Below are 10,835 nucleotides of genomic sequence, written 5' to 3' on the forward strand. Positions count from 1 at the left end.
AAAAACGCGCCGCCGCCTGCGCAATGGTAAGTCCTTCCTTCTTGCGAACGGACAAAACTTTGCAGCGAAATGATGATGGATAAGTCATCTATGAATTGTAATCAATTTATTTGAGCTTTGCTATATCACAAAGCAATAAGGATTCATGGTGATACCTTTTATATAGCAACTGATTTAGCATGATGTGAATGGCAGTAATTTTCCAGCTCTTGAATTAAAGCCTAAATCAACTATCCAGTTAATAAAGGTTTTATAGCAGGAATGGGAATAGTTGGTTGCTTCAGTATTGGAATGAATGGCTGATCTGAATTTTTATCAAATGCGCTGAGTTCTTGTAGTATTACTTCAATATCTTGTTTGATTTGTTCATCATTGGGCCAGTACTGCAAAACTTTCTGAGAAGCTGAGAGCGCTTTTTTCAATTCCTCTTTTCCGTCATCGGCACGGCCATCCTTAAGTAAATATTTACCTAAATTCTTACGATAAGCACCTGAAAATATATGACAAATTGGCTCTTCTTTTTTGGCAATGCTAATACCCCAATCAATGGCTAGCAAGCCCTTCCGTATAGATTCTTCCCAGCCTGGTAGTAATTGTTCTCGTCTTAACATGCCAATGGCGTAATCCGCCTCGCCAAGGCGGCAGTAAAGCTCTGGATTTTTTGGCTTATCAGCGACAGTTTTTTCTGCATCGATCACGACTTGCTCCATGAGGGATAATGCTTGCTTTAGATCTTGCTTTTCAAAAGCCAAGAATTCGGCCAAATCCCTTCTAGCCATGAACAATTTTTGTAGTTGTAAAGCCCGCTCTTGATTGGAGGAAAAAGCCATAGCATTCCAAGCCGCATAAAGCCTTTGTTGCAATGCCGATTTACGTCCGTCAAACAATCTAGAGTAATTTCCGGGATTATGCTTAAGTAATTCCTGTTCGATCAAATAAATCATACGATATGCTTCTCTTGCATTCTGATGATAAACCGATTCGGTAGAATTCAGCTTTAGGGCAACTTTCAAAGGAATAAGAGAATCCAGAAACTGATCACGAGCTGATTCCAGCTCTTTGGTTTCCTGCAAAGCAACGCCGAGAGCAAAATGGATAACATGCAACCAGTTTTGAAAATTGTCCTTCTCAGGCGAGAGAACGGTGGCTTCCTTGGCTGACAGTATAGCTTCTCGGTAAGTGGCGATGCTTTTAGCTAATAAATTTGATGTGTAGAATACTTCAGCAAGTTGATACTGGGCTTGCGCCAACTGATTCCAAATTTCCGCTCGCTTTGGGTCTGCTTTCGCATCCTCCAATAAAGCCTTTATTCCAATTTGATAAGCTGCCGTAGCTACCTCTGGTTTGTTTTTTTGTTTAGCTTCCTCCGCAACTTCCTTCTGTCTGGTCCATTCTGAATTCTGATAATTATCGCTATCATCCACGACTTTATTTGCTAATTTTAATTCATCCCTTCGTTTTATCAGACTGACTAAAACAGAATCATCACTATTTTTTTCGCGGAGACTGATTTCATCATCCAGTATTTGGATTAGTAAATTTCCAAAGTATGGGTGGTCAGGCAATCTATTGACTAAATCCTCATAGATAATCCTTGCTTGCTGTAAATCTTCCAGTGCCTTTTCAGCTTTACCCAGTTGTTGCCAGCCGGAAGCTCGCTCCTTGTAAGTCCACGCATACCAAGTTCTTGTTTCAGTATCATTAATGTCCAGAATCAATTGTGAATAAATCTCGATGGCCTCATCGAGAAAACTCATATATTCAAATGGTAGCTTCTTTTTCTTTTTGAGAGAGATCGCATAATCGCGTAATGCAGCAGCTAAATCTAGCTTCCATGACAAATTGGCTTTGTCCATCTCAACTAGCACTCTAAGTTGCTCTAAACCCTCATGAAACCGACGTTTAGCTTCCATCATGGTGAAATTCTTGTCTGAGCATGATTGGCTTTCAGTCGAACAGCTATCTAAGAGCTGATCACCATAAATCCATTGAATATTTGCCCACTCGTTGCGCCAAAGAAAATTCTTAGAATCTACTCGTCTAAGCATTTCAAACCCCTCGATAACTTTTCTAATCACCGCCAACTTATCATCTATGGAAATATTATCGTTTTGACTCAGCCAGAAAATTATTCGACTTTCATCATGACGTGATACTGCTGAAAGGGGTTTTGCCTTAAGATATTCATTCATGATGAATAAACCCGAATCAAAATGCCTACGCTCATTTGTTATCCAAACGTTTCTTACACTCTTATTTGCTAAGACACTTGCCAATACTTTTAGAGCTAAAAAATTCGGTTCTGAGGGATATTCATAGATAGCCGCAGATTCATCAATTAAATTTATCGGTTCAAATAAATGATCCACAGCAATCGAAATTGCTTCTTCATAATGCTTAAATGCTGTTGACACTTCACCTATTCGGAAATAAAGGGTTCCCAATCCATCAAGTGTTTCTGCTAATTCAAGTGCTGGCGTGCTGTTCTGCTCGTAAATTTCGAAAAGTTCGTGAGATATTTTATTGGTATATTGAGTAGCAATATACCTGCGAATCTGCACAGCTTGTTCATAGACCTTTAAGGCTTTTGATAGCTTTCCCTTATCAGAAAGTACATCTCCCATTTGAACAAGGGTGCGCGCCAATTCTATTTTTGCCTTATCTCCCTTGGTATCTATAAATCTTTCAAATATTGCCTGGGCTTGAAGAAAATTCTCTATCGCCAAATTTAACTGACCACGCGAACGATTCAGATTACCGCTATTACGTAATGCCAGCCCCCTATTGAAACTTTGATCTTTCAAATTTTCTTCACTTTTTTTCTGTACTAACTCCAGAAGATCCCCACGCCCAATATCGCGCATCTCAGCTTGAAGTTTTTCGCTCAACATAAAACTTAAAAGTTTATCTGAGCGAAAGCGTTCCTGATCAGCGGTCATTCTCGCCTCCTCAGCATCCCACCAGCTCCACCACCCCCAGAGCGAGGCACAAGATGCAATAAACAGCATGACCAAATAAAAAACTGCTCTACGCTTACTGGCGCGAAATGCTTCTTCAGTTTTTTCACGTGCCGCTTCAGCCTGCCGCTGCCTCTCCAACACCCAGCGCTGATCACGGCTTTTGCGTACTACGCTAGTCAGTACGTCGTGGATCAGTTCGATGCGTTTAACCCCACCCCTTTCTTCCAGCCTAAGCAACCGCCGTTTAACCAAGCGGAAAAGTGCTTCTGGCGTGATGCCTGCAATCCCAAGGGCATTATCATACGCTTCGCTATTGCGGAAACCGTTTAGGGTGATGAGTCTGTCCTCGATGAACTGGCGCAATTCAGATGATTCGTTTTCCAAGCTGCGATCATAGAAATTTTCCAGGATTTGTTCGCGATTGCTGGTGGTAACGGATTGTGCATTGATTTGACGAGCTTTGTAAGCAATGCGCTGTTCATTGAGCTCACGACAGACCAGACTCAGCAATGCAGGTTCAATGCGCAATTCGGTTAAAGCCTCATACGTTTCGCCTTGTTCTCCCGCGACCAAGCGTACGATGGATTCAGCCACACTGGTTTCCATCAAACGACCTTGAGTTTGATCAGCAACGGTGAGTGCTTGATCACCGCTCATGGGCGTAAGCCGCATGCGGTTATGGATAACGGAGGGCATCCCTTTGCGTAACCCTTCCAGGTCAGCAAGATAATCTTCGCGCAGACTAAGAATGATCTTGTAAGGTTGACGACTAAAACTGAAGATTTTTGCTTTATCTGGATGGTCATCCAAATGTGCTTTGATTGTTTCGGGACAACGTCCCTCGACCAGATCCGCCAGCTCAATAGTGAATTGTTTGACTTCCTGGCTGCGTTGTGGATTTTCACGAGCAAGCGAGAAAATCTCCTCAAACTGATCAAGGCATAGTAGGGGAATCACGATGCGATTACGTGCATCCCAGAACTCGGCATCCTTGCGGTGAAAATATTCCCACAGGGTCTCACCTTCATTGTGCGCAGGCACTTCTATCGCATTATTCTGCGCCTGCCGAACAATGGCTGAAAACACCTGTTCACTGAGACGTTGATCGGTATCAGCAAAATCCAGATGAATATAAACAGGAAAAACTTGCTCCAGGCGCAAGCGTGGGAATAGACCCGCTTGCAGCAGCGAACTTTTACCCAAGCCAGATACGCCAAATAGCACTGTGAGGCGTTCACGATCAACGAGCGTGCGCAGTTTTTCTATATCCGGTCCACGACCTTTGAAATAATGTTCATCCTGCTCGCGGAACGAAGCCAGTCCCGGCCAAGGATGTTCATCATCGACCAGTATCTGTCCGGATGAGAGCAATGAGCTGATGGCTGGTGTATTCATGCTGACTGAACAAAGTTTCGTTGATAAGCGCGGTAAAGGCGTTTGATTTCCTCTACAAATTGAATGTGCGTCTGACCGCCTGGCAACCTTTCCCAATGCAGTTTGCGGAATTTTTCAGGCACAGCGGACGTATCAGGAGGGGTATCATCGATCGCCACTGGAATGATAAACCGCCAGTTATCAGGGTAGCGTCCTGCCAGTTGTTGGGCGTGATTCCATTCAGTCCGGAAGAAACGGGGTTTGGGTGTCAGGGTGTGTTCAGAAATGATCGGAATAAACAGCGAACACTGGTCGATATTGGTCTTGATTTTGAGCTCGAAATCTTCCCCGATGCGCAGTGCATCGGGGTTGCGATCAAACCACACATCGATGCCGACTTGTTCGAGCGCATCACGTATCAACATGACAGCAGGCCGATCCTCGCTCGCATAGCTCAGAAAAACGGCTCCCTGCTGCATTTTATCAAGATCGTTGACGGGTATATCGATCGGATTTGCCGACTGCCCTGTTTGTGGATTAAGTGCTCGCCAGCGCTGGTGGAGTTCATTGACGAATTCGATCGATGAACTCGGGAAAACCTTGGTTCGATTACTGAAATGGAGCAGGAACTCCGCCAGATTTTTCTCATTCCGCAACTGATCACCTGCCATAAAATCAGTTTTACCCCCTGACATAATCAAACGTTCTTTCTTGCCTATCCTCACAAAGAAACGCCCCAGCCAATCAGATAAAGGGCAGCCGATCACCATCAAACTCTGCTTGTTCAAGGCATCGAACAGTCGATCTGGCCGGGATGTTCTGGATTGCAGCGCATGCATGAATTCCAGCACATCTTCGTCAGTGACGACGTAATCCGGAATTGGCGATAGCTTTCCAAACAAATGAAATACTGTCACACGATCTAGTTGGCCAAATTCTTTTGGGAGATCGTCCTTCGATTCTGGCGAAAAAGCCAGCACTTGCGTTTTGCTCTCCCCGCCATAACGGATTTGATTCAGCGCGTATACCAGCAAGGGATCAAAACTAGTGGTGACAAATAATTTAAATTTACTGATTTCAGCCAGTTTGACCAAAGCATCGGGCAGTTGATCTTGAGTCAGTGACGGCATCGCATTCATCAGCTCTGGATAAATATCCTCCCGCCGATCTATCCCCTGAGAAATATAGCGGCCAGCAACGGTACTCAAGCTATCAGTGGGTTCAAAGTAGATTTCCAGCTTTTTTGCCAGCTGTCTAGCAAGATAAGTATAGAGCAGTGTCCTTTCACCATCGATATCGATCTTGAGCAATTCTGGGCCAACGATCGGAATGACACGCTCATCTCTGATGAAAGTAAATAGTTGATCCCACAATCGCTCGATATTTTTCTCAGCCATAGTTAAGCTCAAACTATATGAATTGATGAAAAGGGAAGTCTGTTGTGATTCTTCCCAGCTTTTTAACCCGGATATTTCATAAATTCGCGTGATGGTCGCGCAGAGTTTTGATTAATAGGGAAGTTTTGAGAAGGAGTGGTGTAGTGATTCATACACCCGACTGAGCAAAATCTTTCTTATTAATCAATAAGGCAAGTGAGGGCGCGTGTCAATTTATGAAATATTCGGGTTAATACACTGTACTAAGCATGATCACCATCTGCAAGTACTTTTAGCGGCCAAACATTTTATTCACCTTGCGAGAAAATCCACTTTAAAACAGCTTTGCAATGCATTACAGTATTACAACTGAATAGCTGAAAATGACTTGGCTATGATGAGGATAAGTGCCTGTCTGCAACCATTCGGAAGAAAGAGAGGTGTCATGATGTCCATCTTGGAATCCGTTGCTGACCGCCAGGCGGTCTGGTCAGAAACAGCGAATGCATTAAAATCAGCTACCGATCGCGCGCGTTATTCAACCTTTATCGCTTCATTCCTGGGTGCTTTATTTGCCGCATGCGCAGTCCAGCAAATTAACCCAGACATTGCCACTTACCTTGCGGTACTCAGTGCGATCAGTCTGGCATTTGTCACGTTTATCACTGCAAGGTGGCTGAACAAAGATGTCATCGACCGCCACTTGCGTGCACGCATCGCTGCTGAAGCATTAAAAAGAGAGGCTTTTCTTTACGCTGCCCAGGCTGGCCCATACCATGATCCACAAACACGCGACAAGATTCTCCTGAATCAGAAAGCCGAGATTGAAAATAAGGTAAATGATCTCCTTCTTTTTGAGCAGACAACCAGGGGTTTGGGAAGTTGTCCCAGGCAAGACCTGAGTTTAAATGAATATCTGGAGCAGCGGATCGATAAGCAGATCAAGTATTACCGCGATCGATCGATGCAATATGACACCTACTCCCAACGATTACACACTCTGGAATGGATGCTCTCGCTCGTCGCTGCCATTATTGCTGCACTTGCCGCATCTCCCCTTCTCAACATTGATCTGGCAGCCATTACCGCTGTGCTAACCACGTTGGGTGGCGCCGTAGTATCGCATCTCGAAGCAACTCGCTTTGACAAGCTGATTCCGATCTACCGTACAACAGCCAATCGGCTAGTAAACATCAAGCTAAAAATGCAGATTGATGAAGCAACTCCAGCCAATTGGGTCATGGAATGCGAAACAGTACTGGCCGCAGAAAACAGCACCTGGATGGGTTTATGGCTGGAGTCATAATTCATGAAAATAGTGATGGGTTTGAACAATCAACGCGATTGTGATGGGATAAATCATGACAGATGCTACGCGACCAACTTCTAACAACTCTGTTTTTATCAGCTATGCCCGCGCGGACAACGAACAGCCGCCTGATAAAAAAGTAGAGGGATGGGTCTCATTTTTCTGGAATCAATTGCGCTTTGAATTAACGGATCGCGGGGCAGCAGAGGCCAAACTGTGGCTTGATCGCTATGAGATTGAACCGCACGAGGCCTTCACCCCCAAGATTGAGCAAGCTTTGAAACAAGCCAAACTCTTGCTCGCAATCCTTTCGAGAAACTGGATACAGCGAGAATGGTGTCAGCGCGAGTTGCAACTGTTCTTTCAACTGCATGCCGAAGACATTGAACGTTATATTCCCGTATTCAAGCATCCGCTTGCACGGGAACTCTTACCGTCACTCATGCAAAACGACAATGCACGTACAGGCTACCAATTTTTCGAAGTTGAATCTACAGGTAAAACGCGTGAATTTTATTGGCGCGGGTTGAAAGACGAAACAGCCTACTATGATCTCGTCAAAACAATTGCAGAGGCCATTTCTAACAAACTGGGCATCGTTCGACCAGCCGCTATGGTACCACCCGTGACCGCAACGGGTCAGATTGTATTTATCGCGCTTGCAGCCAGTGACCTGCGCGATGCACGGCAGCGGCTGGTCAATGACCTGGTAAAAAATGGTATCAAGGTCGTGCCGGAAGCGGACACATCGCCCGATACAGCCGAAGCATTTGTAAGCATGGTCAAAGCAGGGCTATCTCAAGCAGTGTTTGCCGTGCATCTGCTCGGTGAAAAAAATGGCAGTACGCCGGAAGGCGCTACCGAGCCGATTGTTCCGCTCCAATTGCGGCTGGCGCGCGCAATGCCATACCACCGCATCTTGTGGGTGCCCCGCTGGCATCGCACCGAAACGGGTGACAAACGAAATCCTGTCGATGTCGTCACGGAACGTTTCGGTGAACTCCAGCAAAATGAAGAAATATTTGGCAAAGAGGTGACCGATTTGTCGCAATTGTTGCGCGAGCGGCTCAAGCCAGCCTCGCAGGCAGAGGAACGTTCCTCGAGTGCAAAATTTAACCTGCTGTTGATCGCAGCAGCGCATCCTGATGATGAAGAACTGGCAACTGAACTGGCCAATGCAATTCAGGAGTGTAACCTCAACGTTCAGTTGTTCGATCCTGAAACTTACGCTGAACTTACAACGGAAGCCTCTGCTGTTTTAATCCCTTGGGGTATGGCCAGTCAAGAAAATCTTCAAGCACTTTTAACCAAATTATCGCCGGCGCCCGCCAAAACAGTTTGTCTGCGGCTGCCTGGCGGAAATGATGCTGAAAAACGGCGATTTTTTCAGAAAGGGATTATCTGCCGAAAAATCGAAGCATTACCAGATAATGCTCAGAAATGCCGAGATCTTCTGGAATCTCTGGAAATTCTACCTCCACACGGGAACGAATCATGACCAGCTCATCCATTAGACCGCCTTTTGTCGGATTACGGCCGTTTGAAATGGCTGATCATCACTGGTTTCGTGGTCGTGACCAGGAAATTGTCACTTTGCTGCACAAAGTGCATAACAACCGTTTTACGGCAGTAGTGGGCGCCTCAGGCTCAGGAAAATCATCACTGGTACGCGCGGGCATTCTGCCCAGACTCATGGATGAGGATTGGCAAACGGTCATCACCAAACCGGGTTCGGCACCCATTGCAAAACTTGCGTTAGCCCTTTCAGAGAAAGCGCGCGAGGAAGGAAACGATCCGCTGGCCAACGCCCGCACCTATCGCTACGACATGACGCTGCGCCAATCCGCTTATGGTCTAACCGAGGTTACTGACAAACTAGCGCCTGACGCCCCAAAACTGCTGTTAGTCGTCGATCAGTTCGAGGAACTGTTCCGCTATGGCGAAGAAGCGCAGGGGCTGCAAAAAGCTGCGATGGCAGAAGAAAGCCGCGCATTTGTCGAACTCCTGCTGAGCGCGGTGAAGCAGTCCAACAACCGCCTGCATGTAGTCATTACCATGCGCTCGGATTTTTTTGGTCATTGCGCGGCTTATACTGGCTTGGCTGAAGCGGTCAGTGCTTCACAATATCTGGTGCCGCTGCCTGGCCGGGATCAGCTTGAAGCGATCATTCGTGGACCGATCGATGATGCAAACGGCCTGATCGATAACCTGCTGGTACAACGGTTATTGCTGGATATCGAGGAAGAAACCGATCTGCTTCCTACCTTGCAGCACACATTGCGGCGCTTATGGGAAGTTGCGTCGAGGGATCCCAAACACCTGCGCGATGAAGATTACCAAACGATTGGCGGCATCAAAGGCTCGATCCATGTTAAAGCAGAGCAATTAACCGAATTACTCGCGCAATCCCATCCTGATGATTTCATAACTCTGGAACGATTAATGAAAGCCATCACGCAACTGGATGAACAGGATCGCGCCACCCGCCGTCCTCAGCAATATGGTGCGCTGCTCGCGTTGATCACCGAGCGGTTGAATGATCAGCCTGATCGCGCCAAAGCTTCGCTCAATCGAGTATTAGCACAATTCAGCAGTGAAGAAGCGAGTTTCATCCAGCAAGGCAGCGGCGAGGATCCCGAAATCGATATCGGTCATGAAGCGCTGATTCGAAGCTGGCACAAGCTATGCGGAAAGAAACGTGACTTCAAGCAAGGTTGGCTGTTTGAAGAACGTGAAGATGGCCGGCAATGGTGGGATCTGGTGCGACGTACGGAAAAAAGCCAGCGGCTTTCACTCCGCGATAGCTGGCGCATCCGCCACTGGATCAAGCAGAAAAAGATTGGTCCGCACTGGTGTCAACGCTATGGCGATGCCTGGCAGTGTGTCCAGCAATTCCGCCATCAAAGCTTTATCTTCAATAGTATAAAAGCCAGTGCCTTACTCCTCGTGGCTCTATTGCTTGCAGGCAGAGGGATATCTTTACATTTAGAGAATCAAATGCAACAAGCCGAAATCCAACGCCAGCAAGCGGAAACCTTGCGACAGGCGCGCGCCGGCGCCCTGGCAGCCGCGGGCCTATCACGCAGTTATGCCAATGATGGTAATGCCCGGGTCGGTGCGTTGATCGCGCTCAGCGTTACGCCGGTAAGTCGGCGCACTGATGATCCTCGCTACGTGCATGAAATTGATGTGGCGCTGACTAATGCACTGACTCTTCCCATTGAAATCATGCGCCGCTATCATGGTGATTCTGTTTTAAGTGTCGCTTTTTCCCCGGACGGCCGCCGCATCGTCTCAGGCAGCCGGGACAACACCGTGCGCCTGTGGGATGCCGAGTCGGGTCAACCCATCGGCCAACCCCTGCTGGGACATGAGTATGCCGTTTCGAGTGTCGCTTTTTCCCCGGATGGCCGCCGCATCGTCTCGGGCAGCTGGGACAAAACCGTGCGCCTGTGGGATGCTGAGTCAGGTCAACCCATCGGCCAATCCCTGCTGGGACATCATGATGCCGTTTCAAGTGTCGCTTTTTCCCCGGACGGCCGCCGCATCGTGTCCGGCAGCTGGGATAAAACCGTGCGCCTGTGGGATGCCGAGTCGGGTCAACCCATCGGCCAATCCCTGCTGGGACATCAGGGTGATGTTTTCAGTGTCGCTTTTTCCCCGGACGGCCGCCGCATCGTCTCGGGCAGCTGGGACAACACCGTGCGCCTGTGGGATGCTGAGTCGGAACAACCCATCGGCCAACCCCTGCTGGGTCATCAGAATGACGTTTCAAGTGTCGCTTTTTCCCCGGACGGCCGCCGCATCGTGTCCGGC

Annotated in this window: 4 protein-coding genes and 1 pseudogene; 3 read left to right on the forward strand and 2 right to left on the reverse strand. The window is 47.3% G+C overall.

The features are described 5' to 3' along the window. Window positions 1–230 precede the first annotated feature (230 nt). Together J5I83_RS02675 and J5I83_RS02680 are read right to left on the reverse strand one after the other, a co-directional pair. The gene (locus J5I83_RS02675; RefSeq protein WP_369683387.1) at window positions 231–4,355 is read right to left on the reverse strand and encodes a tetratricopeptide repeat protein; all 4,125 of its coding nucleotides are present in this window, start codon (window positions 4,353–4,355) and stop codon (window positions 231–233) included. Next, window positions 4,352–5,731 (reverse strand): toll/interleukin-1 receptor domain-containing protein, encoded by a 1,380-nt coding sequence (locus tag J5I83_RS02680; protein WP_304053087.1) that lies wholly within the window; start codon window positions 5,729–5,731, stop codon window positions 4,352–4,354. The genes J5I83_RS02675 and J5I83_RS02680 overlap by 4 nt, the downstream gene beginning before the upstream one ends. A gap of 427 nt (window positions 5,732–6,158) precedes the next feature. Between J5I83_RS02680 and J5I83_RS02685 the strand changes: the two genes are divergently transcribed. The 3 genes and pseudogenes from J5I83_RS02685 to J5I83_RS02695 all read left to right on the forward strand — a co-directional run. Then, window positions 6,159–7,016, forward strand: coding sequence for a DUF4231 domain-containing protein (locus tag J5I83_RS02685; RefSeq protein WP_304053089.1), 858 nt, complete (start codon window positions 6,159–6,161; stop codon window positions 7,014–7,016). Window positions 7,017–7,071: 55 nt separating this feature from the next. Beyond that, window positions 7,072–8,517, forward strand: a complete 1,446-nt coding sequence (locus J5I83_RS02690) for a toll/interleukin-1 receptor domain-containing protein (RefSeq protein ID WP_304053090.1) — start codon at window positions 7,072–7,074, stop codon at window positions 8,515–8,517. Then, a pseudogene (locus tag J5I83_RS02695) lies at window positions 8,514–10,835 on the forward strand (WD40 repeat domain-containing protein); the annotation flags it as partial. The gene J5I83_RS02690 and the pseudogene J5I83_RS02695, both read left to right, overlap by 4 nt.

This window comes from Nitrosomonas communis (genome assembly GCF_024102715.1).
GTDB lineage: Bacteria > Pseudomonadota > Gammaproteobacteria > Burkholderiales > Nitrosomonadaceae > Nitrosomonas > Nitrosomonas communis_B.

What these genes read in the sequence shown, in the direction of transcription:
- J5I83_RS02680 (WP_304053087.1), bottom strand. Translation starts at nt 5,731, where the DNA reads ATGGCTGAGAAAAATATCGAGCGATTGTGGGATCAACTATTTACTTTC.
- J5I83_RS02685 (WP_304053089.1), top strand. Translation starts at nt 6,159, where the DNA reads ATGTCCATCTTGGAATCCGTTGCTGACCGCCAGGCGGTCTGGTCAGAA.
- J5I83_RS02675 (WP_369683387.1), bottom strand. Translation starts at nt 4,355, where the DNA reads ATGAATACACCAGCCATCAGCTCATTGCTCTCATCCGGACAGATACTG.
- J5I83_RS02690 (WP_304053090.1), top strand. Translation starts at nt 7,072, where the DNA reads ATGACAGATGCTACGCGACCAACTTCTAACAACTCTGTTTTTATCAGC.